The organism is Janthinobacterium woesei, assembly GCF_051380875.1.
GTDB lineage: Bacteria > Pseudomonadota > Gammaproteobacteria > Burkholderiales > Burkholderiaceae_D > Janthinobacterium.
In genome coordinates this window covers 97609-114874 of sequence record NZ_JBNYXW010000014.1, presented here as the reverse complement: position 1 = coordinate 114874, position 17266 = coordinate 97609, and the positions used below count along the sequence as shown (strand labels likewise).

Genomic DNA, 17266 nt, shown 5'->3' with positions numbered 1-17266 from the left:
CCCACGCCTGGCTTAAAACTGCTCGATCCAGGCCGCCAGGTGATCCGGCGTGAGGGCCGCTTCGGCCTGCACCAGCTTGCCTTGCAAGCCCTGCTCTACCTTGCTCAACTGCAAGGACCAGCCGCGCCGCGCCAGCCACAGCAAGCTGGCTAGCCAGAACGCATGAACGGCCGACACGGGCGTCGTGGTCGGCGTTTCCAGGAACTCCGTCAGCAGGCGGCCATCGAGAAATAGCGCCGTGCTGCCCTGCTTTTGCAGCGCCGCGCCAAACACGGGCGCGAGCATGTCGATAGCTTGCTCCACGCCGCGCCCCGGATGCTCGCGTTCCAGCGCTTCGAGCTGCAGGCGCACGGCGGCGCCAAAAGCCGTGCTGCGGAAGGCTTCCGAGCTGATCAGGTCGGCATAGTCCATCAGCAGCCAGTCCGGCTCGGGCGGCGTGACCCCGGCCGTGAGGGCGGACGACAGATACGCTTCTACCGGCAATTGCTGCTGCGGGCCAGCCAGGCTGGCGCACAAGGTGTACAGGCTGCCGATGCGGTTGGCGATGGCTTGCCGCTGGCGCACCATCAGCTTTTCGCGCAGCAATTGCGCATGTTCCTTGCGCAGTTGCGCCAGCGCCAAAGCCTGTTTCAGTTCCATGCGCAGTGCCGCGATATCCCACGGTTTCTGGATGTAGCGGTGGATCTGCCCCAGGTTGACGGCTTCCACCGTGTGTTCGAGTTCGGAATACGCGGTGGTCAGGATACGCACGATGTGCGGATAGCGGTCCCAGGCGTACGACAGCAGCTCGTTGCCGTAGGCGCCAGGCATGCGCTGGTCCGACACCAGCACCGCGATGCGCTCGGACTGCTCGTCGAGGATGCGCTTGCCCTCCTCGACCGAAGTGGCCGTCAGCACGTCGGCCAGCGGCGCGAGGGCGCGCTGGAAGTATTTGAGGGCGTTGGCCTCGTCATCGACATAGAGTATCGTCGGCAAGCCTTGCGCCGGCTCACGCTGAGCCGGCAAACGCAGATTGGCGTCAATCATGCTCGTTCCTTATATGTACTGGAAAATTCAGGGTCACTGTGGTGGAACTGCCCAACTCGGTGGCGATATCGAGATTGCCGCCGAACGATTGCATCATGCGCTGGCAAAATACCATGCTCCAGCCCTTGCCTTCGCCGCTAGCGGCACTGACGGGGTCGATCAACAGTCGCTCGACAATGTCGGCAGCGATGCCGGCACCATTGTCGCGCACCTTGATGTGGCCGGCGCCGAGGCAAATGCTGATGGCCGGATGGGCCTGCTCGCCGGCCGAGCGCAAGGCATTTCTTAGCACCGACGACAGGATCAGCGCGACGCAATTAAGCGACTCGGCAATCGCAAAATCTGCACCGCTTTCCACCGTGATGGCGGCGCGCTGGGCCGCGCTCAGAGGGTAGCTGTCGAGCAAGGCGGCCAGCAACTGGCGCGCACTGCCGGCGCTGCGCCCGCCCTGCATGCCCGGCCCGGCGCTGGCCAGGCGCACCGTGTCGACAAAGCTGGCCAATACCGACAGACAATAGCGCGCATTGTCGTGCATCAGGGCGGCCGCTTCGCCGATTTCAGCTTGCAGCGCGCCGCCCGCCTCGGTGCGGCGTTCGATGCCGCGCGCGAAATTGGCGATGGCCGCCAGCGGCGTGTTCAATTCATGCGCCAGAAAGGCCAGCGATTCTTCCATCGCCACCAGGCCCTGGCGGCGCGCAGAGCGCTCGCGCCCCGTCTGCACGGCCAGCTGCAGCGCCGTTTGCATGGCAGCCATGTCGAGCGGCTTTTCCAGCAGGCGCAACAGCGAACCGCCATTGATCAATTCGAGCAGCACGCCCTTGTCCGCATACGCGGTGACGAGCATGCAGACGATGTGCGGATGGCGCTGCGCCACTTCCTGCAGCAATTCGCTGCCCAGGCGGTCCGGCATGCGGTAATCGGTGACCAGCACGTCGATGTGCGCGGCGTTGTCTTCCAGCAAGGCTAGCGCCGCATCGACGCTGGGCGCCGTCAGCACGTGGTAGCGCGCGGCGAAGGCACGCTCGAAGTACTTGCAGGCGAGCGCCTCATCGTCCACGTACAGCACGCTGGCGCGGCTATCGCTATCCATGCTAGCGGCCCTCCCAATCGGAGCGCTGCAAGTCGAAATTCATGCTGGCCCACTCGCCGAGAACGCTTTCGGCGCTGAGCGTGCCGCCGTGGCGCTCGATCACGCCATAGCTGATGCTTAGCCCCAGCCCCAGTCCCTGCCCCACTTCGCGCGTGGTGAAGAACGGCTCGAACACGCGCGCCAGGTTTTCCGGGGCGATGCCGGGGCCGTTGTCGCGCACGCTGATGCGCAGGCGCTCCGCAGCCCAGTGGGCAGTGATGTGAATTTCATATGGCTGCGCATTGCCCTTGCGCATGGACAGCACGGCATTGCCCAGCAAATTGATCAGCACGCCCACGATGGCCGCCTCGTCGCCGCGCACCAGGGTGTCGACCGGCAATTCATGGCTGATGCTGACATTCTTCGTTTCGTGCCCCACCAGGCGAATCGCCGCCTCGACTGCCCTGCGGAGCTGGAAGTGGCCCGTCTCTAACTGGTTGCCGCTCTTGCGGTAGGCAAAGGTCTTCAAGTCCGAGACGATGTGCTGCACGCGCAGCATGCCCTCTTTGGCGTCGGCCAGGCATTCGCTGACGAGGGCGCTTTGCTTGGAGGCCGGGTCTTCGATGGCCACCTCGATAGCCATCATGCAGAAATTGACGGGATTATTCACTTCATGCAGCATGCCGGCGGCCAGGGTTCCGATGGCAGCCATTTTCTCCTGTTGCAGCATCTGCCCCTTGATCTCGGCCAGGCTCTTGTTGGTTTCTTCCAGCTGCGTATTCTTCAGCGCCACTTCCGCCTTCAGCTGGAACAGCATGAAGCGGGCGCGCTCATTAAAATAGGTAAATACGGCGCTGATGCTGGCCGACATGATGAGGAACACACAATTGACGATAAACGTGCTTGGCAAGTCGAAGCCGCCCGCATGCCAGATACAGGCGGCCACATACAGCAGGCACGACACGGCGCCGAAGACCATGTTTTGCCACAGGCCGAACGCCAGCACAATGCCCGACGAATAGATCGCCAGAGTCATGCCCACGTAATAGATCGAGGCCGGACCTTCGGTGACGGCAATCATCCAGGCGATCATGATTTGCGGCAGCAGCAGCCAGACAAAGGTCAGCCCCTGGATGCGGTCTTGCGCCCATGGCGTGCGCATGGCCAGCACCACGCAAAAGATCAGCACGGCAACGGCGATGCGCGCGCTGGTGAAGGCCGATTGCATCTCCGGATACATGGCCGAATCGAGGCCCATGCCCAGCAAGATCAGCACGATGCCCGTGTAGGCGCCGCCGCGGCTAAATTCCAGGCGGAAATCGCGCAATACGGCCGTGTAGCCGGCCTGCAGGCCTGGATTATCCATCAAGGAATGCTCACTTCCGCAAAGACGTTCACGCCCGTGGCATCGACATAAATCTGCGGCTCGGTAGCATGTTCGGGCAGCAAGGCCGTCAGGCTCGCCTCATTGCGATAGATCAAATGCCATTCCAGCAAATGCTCCATGCCGAACTTGCCAGGATTGTCGGCATGCACATTCGTCACCAGCAGGCGTCCGCCCGGCCCCATGCGCGAGGCGAAGTGCAGCAGCAGGCGCGCGCAGACCTTGTCGGACAGATAATCAAACAGGCCGGCGCAATACACGGCGTCAAAACTGCCAGGCAAACCGGTGGCGCCCGAACCATGGCGGCGCTTGAGCAGATTGTGCACCGAGTCGTGCACATAATCGATTTCCACCAGCCGTCCCGTGCGCTGCATGATGGTGGTGAGGCGCGCGCGCGTCCAGTCCAGCGTTTCGCTGCTGAAATCGACCAGCTCGAAGGCCAGCCACTGCGCGTCCGGGCAGGTTTCGAGGAAACGCTGCACCTCGATAGCCGGGCCGCAACCCACGTTGAGCACCTTGTAGACACGCCCAGCGGCACGCGCTGCAGCTGCTTTTTGCGCCAGGAATAGCGTCAGCATATCGATGCGGTTGCGGTGCGCCGTGGCAACGGCCGCCTGCAAGAAAGCCGCATTGACGATTTGGAAATAGGTGCTGGGGCCCTGGCGCGGATCTTCCAGCAGCTGGTTGACCATCTGGTAGTCGCCCGCGTAGCCAAGCGGTTTGGTGAATGTGCGGAAGACGAACGGGGCGCGCAGGATCAAGGGATGCAGCGCCGCCTGGGCAAACGCGCGGTGGGCCGGCGCCCGCTCTTCCTCGACGAGGGACGCTTCCACCTCCAGCTGGCGCAAATACAGCTGGGTTTGTTCCATCAGCGGCAATGCCAGTTCATCGAAAATATCGGCGCGCAGGCGGCCATTTTCCTTCGGCAAGGAGTCCGACAAGTCGACCTGTTCGACCCAGCGCGACACTTCCGACAAGAAGGCGCGCATTTCGTTGACGACGATCTGGTAGTCGCGGCGGATGCGGAAACGCTCGCCCCAACCCGCCACAAAGGCGCTGGACTCTTTCGCTACCGCGCCCTTGACCACCACCACGTCGCTCAATTCGCGCCACTCGTCGATCAGGGTCACGGAAACGATGGCCGTCAAGCCCGTATTGACGCTGCTGATGACGACCGCCTTGCCGACGTAGGCGTTTTTCGCCCCCATGCGCACCGTCAGCTCGTTGAGCACCTCGCTGACCTGCACGATCGAGTATGGATTGTAGATTTCCATCACCAGCGAATTGCGCTGCAAGTTGAAAATCGTGCCGCGCACCGCCTCACCCTGGGTATTGCGGAAACTGACGACTGGATCGATTTGCGATTGTGAATACACGATTGAGCATTATCAAGTTATCCGGATTCCAGCGCGCCAATGTTTGGGCTCGCCAGTTGCCAGGCTGGGTTAAGGCACGGCAAGCCGGTCGTCTGCCGCCGGCCCACCATCGATATGACGGCGCTGCGGCGTCGCGTAACGCCTTGCTGGACCGCCTCAAAGCGCGTCTGTTCGCTCTCTCATCGAGTGTACTATGGATGTAGCAGACGGGCAATTATTCCCTCTGGAACGACTAGCTCTGGCGTCAGCACGCAACGCTGGCTGGACAAAGCCGATCAACCGGCAACAAAAAGAGCCAGCGCATGGCGCAGCAATTGCGGCGTTTGCCCCGTCCAGCGCTTGAACGAGCGGCGAAAACTGGTGGCATCATGAAAGCCCAGATAGGCGGCCACGGCGTCGTTGTCGTAGCCATGCGCCTGGAACAGATAAATCGCCTTGTGTGCGCGCACCTGGTCCAGTTCGGCCTGGAAATGCGTGCCATGGCGCGCCAGGTGGCGTTTGAAGGTGGCGGGACTGACGCCGAAGTCCAGCGCCGTGCGCTCCAGTGTCGGCGCGCAGCGGATGTTCTCCAGCAGATAATCGTACAACGCGCCCAGCAGGCTGGCGGCAGGCACGGGCGCTAAAGCCGCCGCCCGCAAGGCCAGCGCGGCCGCCGTGGCATTGCCGCGCGGCCAGGGCGCATCGAGCCAGCTGGAATCGATCAGCATGGCGTCAACCTGGCAATCGAAACGCAGCGCGTGCCCCAGGTGCACTTCGTGCTGCTCGACGTGACGGGGCCTGGCGCGGTTGAAGCAAAAACGCCACGGCAGCGCTTCCCCTGCCAGCCAGCGGCACATGGCCGACAGCGCCGTCATGTGCATCTCGACCAGAAATGGCAGCTGGCTGGGTGCGCCGAACGCGTCGGCCCAGTACAGCACGTGCATGTCGCCCGCCTCGCGCAAGCGCGGCTGTAGCAGCGGACACAGCAAGGTATGAAAGTCGCACAGGATGGCCAAGGCCTGGCGCAGGTTCTGCGCCTGCAGCAAGGCATGGCTGACGGCGCCGTAATGGCCAGGCAGCATTTGCTGGCCCAGCATGAAGCTGGTGTCGGCACTGCCCAAGCCGCGCGCCACATTGGCCAGCAGTTGCAAATACTGCGCGGCGCTGACCAGGCTTTCCTCGGAAGGCAGCGCGCCATCGTCCAGGCCCGTGCCCTTGAGCAGGGGCGCCGTGGCCAATTCGCGGCTGCGTGCATAGTCGAGCACCAGCGCCGGCTGGTGACGCGCCGCGATGCTGGGGTCGCCCTGCTGGTTCAGCGGCATCAGGCGGGCGCGGTGGCGCTGGGGTCAGGACTGGAACCATGACTGGAACCAGGGCTGGCGTTCGGCGCAGGCCGCGGCGCTTCCACCGCGCGGCTCAGTTCGGCCAGCACCACTTCCGGCACGCCATCGGTCAGCGAGCACGCATGGCGCAAACTCAAACGGATTTCGCGGTTGTCATTGGCGTGGTGGCGCATCTGCCCCACCATATAGCACAGGTGGCGCGCATAGTCGGCCGCGTCCTGGCGCGAGACGCCCGGCAGCAGCACGGCGAAGCGGTCGCCCGCATAGCGGCACAGCAAGTCGTCATTGCGCAAATTTAACAGCAGCATGTGACCCACGGCTTGCAGCACGCGGTCGCCTTCGCGGTGGCCGTGTTCGCGGTTAATCAAATGAAAGCTGTCGATATCGAGCAATATCAGCGCGCAATCGAGGCCGGGGCGGCGTTCCTGCTCCAGGCGAATCTGCGTGCGCAGATAGCTGGCGTCGGCCAGCTGCGTGATACGGTCGAAGGCGCGGTGGTCGCGGAACAGGCGCTCGCGCTTTTGCAGGTGCTCGTTCAGGCGGAACTGTTCCTGGCGCCAGTAATACATGCCGATGGTCAGCACCAGCATGCCGAACGGGATCAGCGCTTCGAGCCAGTTATCCCACACTGCGTGTTTATCGACGGCAAACAATTCGTCCAGGCAATCGGCCCAGGAGCCCAGCATGATGGCGCACAAGCCGCCGGCGATCAGGCTTGTCACCCGTCCACGGGGCCGGCTGCTCAGGGTAAACAAGAACCACACGCCCGCCATGACAGCCGTGCCCCCTTCGCAGACGATGTCCATCCACTTCCAGATGGCCATCGGTTTCACCTGCCCGAAGGTGGCGTACAGGAAAAAGAACAGGGGCAATGCCAGCGCGGCGGCAATCAGGCTGTTACGGTGCAATGGCAGCATGTGGAAAACCTTTAAAAGTGGTGCTGCCGCCACGATAGCGCCTGCCCATGACGGCACGATGACATGCCACGCCGCCGTGTGGCAGGTGCAAACGGCTCAACATTGTTAGTTGGCATGATGCAAAACAGGCAAGCCACAGCCTGTGCGCCCTGCACAGGCAGGTCATTTCAGCTCACCGGATGCCATTTCCCGCCAGGAAGTGCCTGCCAGCCCTTGTTTTCAGGGGCGTGCGCCCTTGCCTGTCACGCAAGCGTCATATTTGCTGCCTAGAATCCGCCCGGTTCCTTCCCCTAACCGAGCCCTTCATGAAAACCATGCACACTTCGACTCCCTCCCCGCTGCGCCTGACGGCTCTGGCCATCGGCATCATGGCGCTCTTCAGCGGCGCCAGCGATGCGCAAGCCCAAGCCCAGGACGATGGCCAACCAGCGGCCACCGTCGTCGTCAGCGGCCAGCGCGCCAGCCTGCGCAACGCCATCGCGGCGCAGGAGAAGGCCGACAACATCATCAGCGTCATCAGCAGCGACGATATCGGCGGCTTGCCGGATAAGAACGCGGCCGAGGCGCTGGCGCGTTTGCCGGGCGTGTCGGTGCAGCGCGACCAGGGCGAAGGCCGCTACATCACCGTGCGCGGCCTGGGGCCGGACCTGAACGCCGTCACCATCAACGGCGCGCTGGTGCCCTCGCCCGAAGCGGGCCGCCGCGCCGTGGCGCTCGACATCCTGCCAGCCGGCCTGATCCGCTCGCTGGAAGTGTCGAAAACCCTGCTGCCGGAAATGGACGCCAATTCGCTGGGCGCCACCATCGAGGTGAAATCGCTGTCCGCCTTCGACTTGCCGGGCAAGCTGCTGTCGGCCAACGTGGGCGCCAGCTACGACGAAAAAACGGGCAAGACCAGCCCCAGCGGCGGCGCACTGTGGGCGCAGCGCTTTCTCGACGGCAAACTGGGCGTGGCTGCCGGCCTGAGCGCAGAAAAGCGCTCGTTCGGATCAAGTGACGTGGAAACGGGCGGCGCCTGGAGCAAGGGCCGCGTGTCCGGCCTGGAAATGCGCGACTACCTGCCCGTGCGCAAGCGCGGCGCGCTGGCCGTGAACCTCGATTACCGGCCGACCAATGACAATACTTGGTTCCTGCGCTCGTTCCTCAGCGAATTTTCCGACAATGAAGTACGCGACCGCCTGACCATCAGCAATATCGCCGGCGGCAGCCTGGCCGAAGGCGAAACGGGCACGGCACGCGCCGAGCGCCGCATCCGCCAGCGCAAGTACACGCAGCAAGTACGCTCGCTGGTGCTGGGCACGCAGCAAAAATCGGGCGACTGGACGCTGGACGTGAAAGGCGGCGCCAGCCGCGCCACGGAAGACACGCCGGAGTCCCTGAATGACGGCCGTTTCCGCGGCCTCAGCAATTTTTCCGGCATCAGCTTCAATGGCACCGAGGAACCGTTGTTGAGCGGCCCCGCCGCGCTGTACGATCCGGCCAACTACGCGCTGAACGCCATCACGCTGCAACAGCGCTACTCGAAAGACAATGAACACCACGCGCGCATCGACCTGGCGCGCAAGTTCGACATCGCCACCCTGAAATTCGGCGCCAAAATGAGCCGCCGTGAAAAAACCAATGACACGGAGCAATGGTCGTATAACAGCAGCAAGGCTGCGAGCGGCAACTACTGGGGCCCAGGCGCCACCTCGATGAGCAACTTCGTGCAAGGCCACACCCTCGACTACGACCTGGGCAACATCGGCGTGGCGCTGGACCCTGCCCTGATCCGCGCCCGCGTCGCGGGACTGGACCGCGCCAAGGCGCGCCTGGCCACGGAATCGATCATCAACGATTACCGCATGCATGAAGACATCAACGCCATGTATGTGCAAAACAGTTATGATTTCGACGCCTGGCACATCCTGGGCGGCGTGCGCGCCGAGCGCACCAGTTTCGAAGCAAACGGATCGCAAGTGGACAGTGCCGGCGCCGCCACGCCGTTGACGCGCGAGCGCTCGTACACCAACTGGCTGCCAAATCTGCAGACCCGTTATGACGTAGATCAAAAGACCAGCGTGCGGGCCGCCTGGACGCAAGCCGTGGTGCGCGCCAACTTCAGCCAGCTGGCGCCCGGCGTCAGCCTGGCCAGCAACACGGAAGCGGTGATCGGCAACCCGGACTTGAAACCGCTGAAGGCAAACAACCTGGATCTGGGCATCGAGCGCGTACTGGGCAGCGACGGCGTAATGTCGGCGTACGGCTTCTACAAAGACATCAAGAACTTCACCTACACCACCAACCTGGCCGGCACAGGCCAGTGGACGGGCTATACCACGGCCACCTCGTATGCGAATGGCGACGCGGCCAAGGTGAAAGGCATCGAACTGGCGTACATGCAGCCGCTGCGCATGCTGCCGGCGCCGTGGAACAAGTTTCTCGTCGGCGTGAATGGCACGCTGAGCACGTCGAGCGCGAAAATTGGCCGTTTCGACAAGGCGGCGGGCAAGCAGCTCAACCGCGACATCCGCCTGCCGGGCCAGTCGAACCAGGTGATGAACTTGATGCTGGGCTATGAAACGGGTCCCGTCAGCGCCCGTTTGGCCCTCAACTACAAATCGCCCTACCTGCTGGAAATGGGCAGCGACATCCTCGACCAAAGCCAGGACCACCTCGTCGACAGTCAGAAACAGCTCGATTTCTCGCTGTCGTACCAGATCAGCAAGCAGTTCCAGGTGATTGTCGAGGCGGCCAACCTGAACAACGAGAAATACTATGTGTATCAAGGCACGAGGCAATACAACGTGCAGAACGAACAATATGGCCGCACCTTTAAAGTGAGCCTGAAAGCCAACGCCTTCTGATGATGATCCTCAACAACATGAAAAAAACCATACTCTGCAGCGCCCTGCTGGCTGCCTTCTGCATCACCGGTGCAGCGCAGGCCGCGCCTGCCCATCTTGCCACCGCCAACGCCGCGCCCGCCTTTACGCAGGAGGCCGAAGAACTGGCGCGCCTGCCCGGCGGCGGCTGGTTGACCTTGGACAAGCACGGCTTGCGCCTGTTCAATGCAAGCGGCCAGGAGCAGGACCGTATCGCCGTGCGCGCCAAGCAGCTCGACACGCGCCTTGATGGACATCAAGTGCTGGCCGTCTTCCTGGAAGCGGACACGCAGCGCCCGCTGCCCGTCTCCGTGGACGTGCAGGCTGGCAAATTGAATCGCCGGGCGCCGTTTCCCGTCCCCACGTTTTCCGTGGAAGCGTCGTGCCTGTATCGCGACGCCCAGCGACTCGACCATCTGTTCCTGATCGGCAAGGATGGCCAGGCCGAGCAATGGGTGATGCAGGGCGAACAACGCCAGCTGGTGCGCAAACTGGCCCTGCCGCCGCACGCCAAGCATTGCCGCGTCGACGATGGCGCGCGGCGCTTGCTGGTGAGCGAGTCGAACATGGGCGTGTGGGCGTATGACGCCGATGCCGAAGGCATGGGCAAGCGCGAAGTGGTCGCCCTGCGCAAGCCGTATGGCCAGCTAGACGGCGGCGCCGGCGCGCTGGCCGTGCTGCCGGGCGGCGTGGCCGTGCTCAACGGCAAGGCAGAAAAGCTGCATCTGTTTGCCCATCAGGGCGGGCGGTGGACGGCCCAGCCGCCCCAATCTGTCGCCTTGAACGTGCGCAAGGGCGCCAGTCAGTTGGCGCTCGATACGAACTCGTTATTGCTGCGCGGCAAGAATGGCTGGCAAGCGCGGCCTTTGCAATGGCGCGGCAAGGCCGAAACGGCGTCCACAGTGGCCATCATCACCCCGCAAGGGCAAACAGAACCGATGGCGCGCCAGGGCGACGCGGCCGACGACCCGGCTATCTGGCTGGCCAGCGATCCCGCCCACTCGCGCATCCTCGGCACCAACAAGAAGCAGGGCCTGCTCGTCTACGATCTGCAAGGCAAGCAAACCCAGCTGCTGGAAGTGGGCCGTTTGAACAATGTCGATGTGCGCCAGAACATCCATCTTGGCACCAGCCAGGTCGACCTGGCCGTGGCCACCCAGCGCGACGATAACAGCATGATGTTGTTTGCGATCAATGCCAACGGCGAAGTTACGGAGGCGGGCCGCTTCCCCACGGGCTTGAATAGCATCTACGGCATGTGCTTGTATCAACCGGCCAGTGGCGGCGTGGAAGCGTTCATCAACGACAAGGACGGCACCTTCCAGCACTACAGTATCGGCATGCGTGAAAATAAATTCACCGCCAGCCTGTTGCGCAGCTTCAAGGTGGCCACCCAACCGGAAGGCTGCGTGGCCGACGACGCCAACGCCCGCCTCTTCCTCGGCGAAGAAACGCGCGGCGTATGGACCACCTCGGCCGACGCCGCCAAGCCCGACGCCCTCCGCCTGGTCTTGCCGGTGGGACAGCACTTGAGTGCCGATGTGGAAGGCATGGCCATCTACCGCAAGGCTGGTGGCGCGCAAAAGGCCGGCTACCTGATCGTCTCCAGCCAAGGCGACAGCAGCTACGTCGTGCTCGACGCGGCAGCGCCCTACAAGGTGCGCGGCCGCTTCAAGGTCGGCTTTAACTTGCCTGCCGGCATAGACGGCACTTCGGAGACGGATGGCCTCGACGTGACCTCCGCCAACCTGGGCGGCGCGTACGCGCAAGGCATGCTGGTGATCCAGGACGGCTACAAGCGCCTGCCGGACGGGCCGCAGAACTTCAAGTATGTAGCGTGGGGGGATGTGGCCAAGGCCTTGAAACTGGAGTAAGACAGGCATGCATGGCCGGCTCCCGTCAGTCCAGGGTCCGGCCATGCAATAGGTTCAGCCTAGCCAGGGAAAACCTGGCCCAGGCATGTTTTCAGTGTTTTCAGTATGGCCAGGCGGGCGTGGCGCCCTCCAGGTCCAGCCACCTGCCGGTCGCAAGCTGGTTGTGCTTGCCGACAGGCAATGCATAGAAGCTGAGCGGCGCGAGCGGAAGACCCAGGTCGGCGACCGAACCCAGCGCGTCGCTACTGAGGGCAATGCCATACATCCAGAACAGCTTGCGCAAGTCGCGGCCGATGATCTTCGAGCTCAACACGTATAACAGGTCGTGATTGCTGATGCTGTTGGTGGCGTAGCGTCCCATGCCGTAGTTCGCCGCAGTCGCTGTGCTGAACTGCTTGGCCACCAGGCGATCACCCTTCGTCAGCAGGCTGAAATAATCGAGCGTCGACGCCATGTCTGGCGCGGCAAGGCCACTGCGGTATTTGGCGAACTGGAAGGCCAGCTGGAAGTTCACGGCACGCATGACGTCTTGCCCGCTGTCACTCCACACGCGCTTTTGCATGTTGCCAACCAGCGCATCGTCGCTCAGGCCCGTGGCGCGATTGGCCACCACTGCCGCGTACAGGCCGGCATGATCGAGCGGGTGCCCCTTGCTGATTTCCAGGCCGTATATATCGTACACCCGCAATGCCGTCGCACTGGCCAGGATATTGTTGTCGCACTCTACGCCGCATCCGTGCGTGCCGTCCGGCATGATACGCATAACGCGCTGCACCGTGTTGTGACCCATTTCGTGGGCATAGCCCCAGCCCAGCTCGATGCCCGCCGAGCCATCGATCGGATTGCCCGAGCAAAGGAAGCCGCAGGTGGCGATCCAGCCGACAAAGTGTTGCACGAGGGGCTGCTTGTGCACATTGCCATCGCAAGTCCAGGCCAGATTACTGCACAGCAACGTGACCATGGCCGTCATGCCGGCGTCGTTGTAGCCGTTGACGATATGGTTGCTCATGAAGAGACCATCGCGGATGGATGTGTTCGCATAGACGTCTGGCGCGGTATTGCCGATCACCTTTTGCGCATACTTGATGACCTGCTGGATCTCGCCGCCGGAAACCTTCGTGGTCTGCCAGCCAAACGTGCCAGCCGTCAAGGCCGCCGATGCCTGGGCCAGGTCGCTGTTGCTCATGCTGCGCGTGAAGTCAAAGTGCGCGTAGCTGACCACGCCCTTCACCCGCAGCCTCACCACGGTGTCGGCCGTTGCGCCGCTGTAGCTGAGCATCAGCGGGCCGCCATTCGGCGTCACGAACTGCGTGATTGCCTTGCCCAGCGGCACGGTAAACGAGTGAGGCTGGAGCGGGCGCGCGTAGGTATCGGCCGTATCCGTGAGCGGATTGCCCCAGCTGCGCAGATAGCTGGTCTGGATGCCCAGGCTGCCCACACCGGCCGTATCGACCACTTCAATCTGTACCTCCTTGGCTGGCAAGGCGCCGCGCCCGATCAGCGTGATACCACTGGTTTGCGGCAAGGTCACCAGGATGTCCTCCCAGTCGCTGCTCGGCACCAGCGTCTGCGCTGCGGCTGGCATGTAGTCACCCTGCCCGGCCGTCGCCGCCGTGGTGGCGCCGCGCGCGAACCACAGGAAAGAATCGCTCGCATAGGCCTGCAGGAACGGCGCTGCGGCACTGCGGCTGATATTGCCATAGGAAATCGTGCTGCGCTGCATGTCGGCCCACAGTACCAGCAAGCGGTGCAGCAGGTAACTACTCTCGCCCGCAAAGATATTCACCCCTGCGCCATTGAGCGCGGCAAGTTCATTGAGCACCATCTTGAAAGGTGTGGCAGAAGAACTGACGCTCGCCTGATTCAGCGACAGCGTGCCCTGCCCCAGCAAGCCCAGTGAGTTCACCAGGGCGCCCAGCTTGTCGGTCGAAGACAAAGACTGCGCGATCGTGCGGCTGCCAGAGACTGACACGACGCTGGCGCCGGCAAAATAATTACCAGGGTAAGCGCCCAAGCTCATGCCCATGGCCGCGAGCACCTGGCTGCCGCCATTTGATTGTTGCCAGTTCGGGTGCAGGTACATCACGGCCTTGCCGGCGGCCAGGTATTTCTGCACCTGTGCAGTCAGGCCGGCGCTCGCCGTCACGTTGGCGCCAAATACGATCAGGTCGGCATTGGTCCAGCAAGTGTTGCTGCTATCGGCCACTGCACAGCCCAGCGCTACAGGCGTCTTGCCGGTGCGGGTAATGAAGTTCTTGACATAGGCCGTGGTGTAGCCCGCGCTGGCGTACTTGATCGTCGCCGGCAACGTTCCGCTGCCCGAACCAGTCATCAGCCAGGTGAAGGCGCGCAGGAACTGCGGGTAATGCTGCTGTTCCTTGGTCGAACCGGCCATCCACTGCAACACATCGGCGCCATAGGCCATGCCGCGGCCCGCGCCGTCATTGCTCAGTGCGGCAATACCGGCTCCACTGTCCGACACGATATACGGTGTCGCCGTCGTCGATGCCATTACCCCGATGGCGGCACTGTTTGTACCCACGTTCAGCGCCAGGTTGATACCCTCGCTGCCATCGCCGTAGATTGACTTCAGCGCAGCGAGCTGGGCGCCATTCTTGCTGTTTGCCTCAGCAATGGCCTGCTCCAGCAGGCTGCTTGCATCCGCACTTTGCAAGCCGGTAGGATTGCCGCTAGCCAAGGCATCGCCGATGCGTTGTGCAACGGCATTGCTATCGTTATCGCTGGCACTTCCGCCACTGCCTGCACTTCCGTTGCCGGAACTAGCAATGCCGCCATTTTCCGTGCTGGTGCCAGCACCGATACCATTATTTGCGCCACTGCTGCTTACGCTATTGCCATTATTCGTGCCACTGTCGGCCGTTCCACCGCCACCGCAGGCGGCAAGCGTGGACGCCATGGCCAGGGCCAGGGCGAGTCTATACATTTGTTTCATTAAGTTCCTGACATGCTGATTTAAGCGACGATGGGAAAAATGGTAATTAAGCAAGCCCCAATAAATCCGAGGATTACTTTATCCTGTCCATTGTGGTCGCTCTGATTGATTGGCTTTTATATTTTTCGCAACAAGGTCTTACGAATCAATGATGATGTCGCCCCTTCTACAAGTAAGCGGATAAGCAACACCTCCCAGACTTGGAGGCAATGGCATAAAACCACCTAACTTATCGTATTTTCCATATAGTCAATTATATTCAAGGTTTTCATTGGGCTTAAGCTGGAGGCCGGCAGTTGCTGGTCCCTCCACCATCGCGCAAACATGGTTCGCTCTGCGTGATGCAAGCCCACATGCCAGGCCTAGCCTGGCCCTTGCCGCTTGTGCAAGCTGCTATGTCATGCCTCTCCATCCTGCCTCGCCATCTTCCGCACTCAAATTATTATCAAAAGAAATAGTTATGTGATGAATTTTCAACAAAACATAGCCTATGGAAATGATTGCATTAATTGCCTCATTTTTCTTATTTTCTCATACTCTTCTTCTTTTATGCCAATAAAAAATATGGCACGTATAATTTATGGAAAGGCAACTGCGGACGGGTGCAATTTCAACGTGAATTCGCAATTAACAAAAAAATCAGATAAATATAGAATCAACACCACTGTTGACAAAATACTTCCTGCAACTTGGCATGCAATGGGTATATTGGTTTATTGTTTTCCGAAACTCCACATAAGCTTGGTGGAGACGGAGTTCAGCCATTGCAATAAAATCATGGCTTTAAGGAGGCGCAGACATATTCACTTTTCAGCGATGAATTCAGCGCTGCAAAACTTCAAGTATGTGGCAGGGGGAGGTGTGACGAAGAGGTTGCAATTAAAGCAATTGAGACATTGATGGTTTAGCGCTGTTACACCAAATCACCGGCCTGAGCGCCTTTTCGCGCAGATCAGACCGATGGCAGGGATAGCCATTACGGTCGTTTCAGCTCGAAGGTTGTACCAAGGGCCAGTTCCACGTTCCGCACGGCATCTCGAAGCATCACTTCGATTCTCCAAGTTCCCGGTGGGTCATCAGGGTCACCCGAGAAGGCGACCACGGGCGCCGACATCCGCAGAGCGTATGGACTTCCTTGAATAGCTCCTGCAAAACAGGTCGCATCCTTCTGTTCATGCGAAACCTTGCCCGTAGGCGCAAGTATTCGGAAGTCGCATCGAACATTGGCCTTGCCCAGTTGGTCAAGCTTCGGATTTGCAAAGAATGTGAGGATGTAGACCTTCTTGCCGTAAGGAACAATCCCCGCTTTATTGAAATTCGGCTTTGTTTCGGGAGGAGTATTCCACTTCTTCTCCCAGTCTTCATCTGTCGTCGCCAGCAGCGAACCGGCAAAGTCATCCTTGGACTTCATCGCTTCCATCTCAGCAACGGGCCTTCCGCCGCTATCGCGCCAGCCAGCACCGCCCTGAATAGTCGGCTTACGCTTAAAAGTCCACTGACCGGCCTCCAAGCGCGTAAATTCATATTTTTCCGGTATCGCCTTCGCAAGAATGGCCGATAAGCAGAATTGTTCTGACTGAGTCAATCCACCTGCAAAGTAGATTTGCTCAAGGGTTTCGCCAACTCGACGATGTTGTCTGGCATTGGACTCCAGCGACCACATCGCAGCCATAAATACTGCCTCCAGAACTGCTTTGTCGCGGTCCTTTTCAGTTTTTTCTGACTTTGCGTACTGATCAAGAGCGCCAGAATATTTGTCGTAGTTAAGGGCAACAACAATGCGCCTGATTGGGTCTGCCTCGCCAGTTGCAAAGAAGTCGGCCCAAAGCATATCCAAAACCGCAGGCTCCTTTGGATTAATCGCTCTAATGTCGACCGGTTTCCCTCGGTATTTGCCAGCATCCGGCTGGCGGCCAAGATAATCCTGCGCTTCTCTAGTCCCCGACAGACTGGCTGCGAACAGCACCGTCTGGCGGTCATCTCCCTTCAGATCGCCAAGTTGGCTTAACCAGGCATCGACCTGCGTTGGATTCGCCGCCATGACTCTGCCCAGGAATACTGAAGTCAGAGCGGCCGACTCTGGATTAGAGAGGTTCCCCGCTTTGCTCAGTGCCTGGACTTCCGTGACAAAGCGTTCTGGCGTCGGGCTTTCGTAGTAGTGGCTAAGCCAGTCTTCTGCAAATGCGGTTTGCGCTGTCGCAAGAAGTATGATTGCAAGGAAATAAAGGAGGCGCATGGCTTGCTTGCTCATATGAGGGCTAACTGCGCATTTAGGGATAGCGCGCGCCGTGACAGGGGGAGGCAGATATCCAGCAGAGGCGGTATCAAGTTGCAGCAACCGCGCCGCGCTATTTTTTTGCGCCCCAAGCAACGTTCGAATGAGCGCACCTCTTTGGCACGAAATATCCGTGGATAAATTTGATAAGTCGATGGCATGGTGTTTTGCTTTCATGGGGGCCGTCGGCTATTGGCCGTTAGCCA

At 61.0% G+C, this 17266-nt stretch carries 10 protein-coding genes; 2 read left to right on the top strand and 8 right to left on the bottom strand.

Going from position 1 to position 17266, the window contains the following annotated elements; all coding sequences use genetic code 11:
• Window positions 1–12: 12 nt before the first annotated feature.
• The 6 genes from ACQ4W6_RS17480 to ACQ4W6_RS17455 form a co-directional block, all read right to left on the bottom strand.
• Window positions 13–1026 carry a response regulator gene (locus tag ACQ4W6_RS17480; RefSeq protein WP_436568443.1) on the bottom strand — a complete coding sequence of 338 codons (1014 nt, stop codon included), beginning with the start codon at window positions 1024–1026 and terminating at the stop codon, window positions 13–15.
• Complete coding sequence (locus tag ACQ4W6_RS17475) at window positions 1019–2116, bottom strand: hybrid sensor histidine kinase/response regulator (protein WP_436568442.1); 1098 nt, start codon at window positions 2114–2116, stop codon at window positions 1019–1021. Before ACQ4W6_RS17475 ends, ACQ4W6_RS17480 begins: the two co-directional genes overlap by 8 nt.
• A 1-nt stretch (window position 2117) precedes the next feature.
• Window positions 2118–3461 (bottom strand): sensor histidine kinase, encoded by a 1344-nt coding sequence (locus tag ACQ4W6_RS17470; protein WP_436568515.1) that lies wholly within the window; start codon window positions 3459–3461, stop codon window positions 2118–2120.
• Complete coding sequence (locus ACQ4W6_RS17465; protein ID WP_436568441.1) at window positions 3461–4855, bottom strand: class I SAM-dependent methyltransferase; 1395 nt, start codon at window positions 4853–4855, stop codon at window positions 3461–3463. Before ACQ4W6_RS17465 ends, ACQ4W6_RS17470 begins: the two co-directional genes overlap by 1 nt.
• Before the next feature lie 275 nt (window positions 4856–5130).
• Window positions 5131–6156 (bottom strand): AraC family transcriptional regulator ligand-binding domain-containing protein, encoded by a 1026-nt coding sequence (locus ACQ4W6_RS17460; protein WP_436568440.1) that lies wholly within the window; start codon window positions 6154–6156, stop codon window positions 5131–5133.
• Window positions 6156–7094 carry a GGDEF domain-containing protein gene (locus ACQ4W6_RS17455; RefSeq protein WP_436568439.1) on the bottom strand — a complete coding sequence of 313 codons (939 nt, stop codon included), beginning with the start codon at window positions 7092–7094 and terminating at the stop codon, window positions 6156–6158. The genes ACQ4W6_RS17460 and ACQ4W6_RS17455 overlap by 1 nt, the downstream gene beginning before the upstream one ends.
• 305 nt (window positions 7095–7399) lie before the next feature.
• On the opposite strand from ACQ4W6_RS17455, the gene ACQ4W6_RS17450 reads away from it, so the two are divergent.
• Together ACQ4W6_RS17450 and ACQ4W6_RS17445 are read left to right on the top strand one after the other, a co-directional pair.
• Window positions 7400–9940, top strand: a complete 2541-nt coding sequence (locus tag ACQ4W6_RS17450; protein ID WP_436568438.1) for a TonB-dependent receptor — start codon at window positions 7400–7402, stop codon at window positions 9938–9940.
• A complete protein-coding gene (locus tag ACQ4W6_RS17445; protein ID WP_436568437.1) occupies window positions 9940–11832 on the top strand; it encodes a phytase in 1893 nt (630 codons plus the stop codon). Before ACQ4W6_RS17450 ends, ACQ4W6_RS17445 begins: the two co-directional genes overlap by 1 nt.
• Before the next feature lie 100 nt (window positions 11833–11932).
• Here ACQ4W6_RS17445 and ACQ4W6_RS17440 read toward each other — a convergent pair whose 3' ends face one another.
• Together ACQ4W6_RS17440 and ACQ4W6_RS17435 are read right to left on the bottom strand one after the other, a co-directional pair.
• Complete coding sequence (locus ACQ4W6_RS17440) at window positions 11933–14776, bottom strand: ImpA family metalloprotease (RefSeq protein WP_436568436.1); 2844 nt, start codon at window positions 14774–14776, stop codon at window positions 11933–11935.
• Between the two features lie 985 nt (window positions 14777–15761).
• A complete protein-coding gene (locus ACQ4W6_RS17435) occupies window positions 15762–17237 on the bottom strand; it encodes a hypothetical protein (protein WP_436568435.1) in 1476 nt (491 codons plus the stop codon).
• Between the last annotated feature and the right edge of the window lie 29 nt (window positions 17238–17266).

What these genes read in the sequence shown, in the direction of transcription:
- ACQ4W6_RS17435 (WP_436568435.1), bottom strand. Translation starts at nt 17,237, where the DNA reads ATGAAAGCAAAACACCATGCCATCGACTTATCAAATTTATCCACGGAT.
- ACQ4W6_RS17475 (WP_436568442.1), bottom strand. Translation starts at nt 2,116, where the DNA reads ATGGATAGCGATAGCCGCGCCAGCGTGCTGTACGTGGACGATGAGGCG.
- ACQ4W6_RS17460 (WP_436568440.1), bottom strand. Translation starts at nt 6,156, where the DNA reads ATGCCGCTGAACCAGCAGGGCGACCCCAGCATCGCGGCGCGTCACCAG.
- ACQ4W6_RS17445 (WP_436568437.1), top strand. Translation starts at nt 9,940, where the DNA reads ATGATGATCCTCAACAACATGAAAAAAACCATACTCTGCAGCGCCCTG.
- ACQ4W6_RS17455 (WP_436568439.1), bottom strand. Translation starts at nt 7,094, where the DNA reads ATGCTGCCATTGCACCGTAACAGCCTGATTGCCGCCGCGCTGGCATTG.
- ACQ4W6_RS17470 (WP_436568515.1), bottom strand. Translation starts at nt 3,461, where the DNA reads ATGGATAATCCAGGCCTGCAGGCCGGCTACACGGCCGTATTGCGCGAT.
- ACQ4W6_RS17480 (WP_436568443.1), bottom strand. Translation starts at nt 1,026, where the DNA reads ATGATTGACGCCAATCTGCGTTTGCCGGCTCAGCGTGAGCCGGCGCAA.
- ACQ4W6_RS17450 (WP_436568438.1), top strand. Translation starts at nt 7,400, where the DNA reads ATGAAAACCATGCACACTTCGACTCCCTCCCCGCTGCGCCTGACGGCT.
- ACQ4W6_RS17440 (WP_436568436.1), bottom strand. Translation starts at nt 14,776, where the DNA reads ATGTATAGACTCGCCCTGGCCCTGGCCATGGCGTCCACGCTTGCCGCC.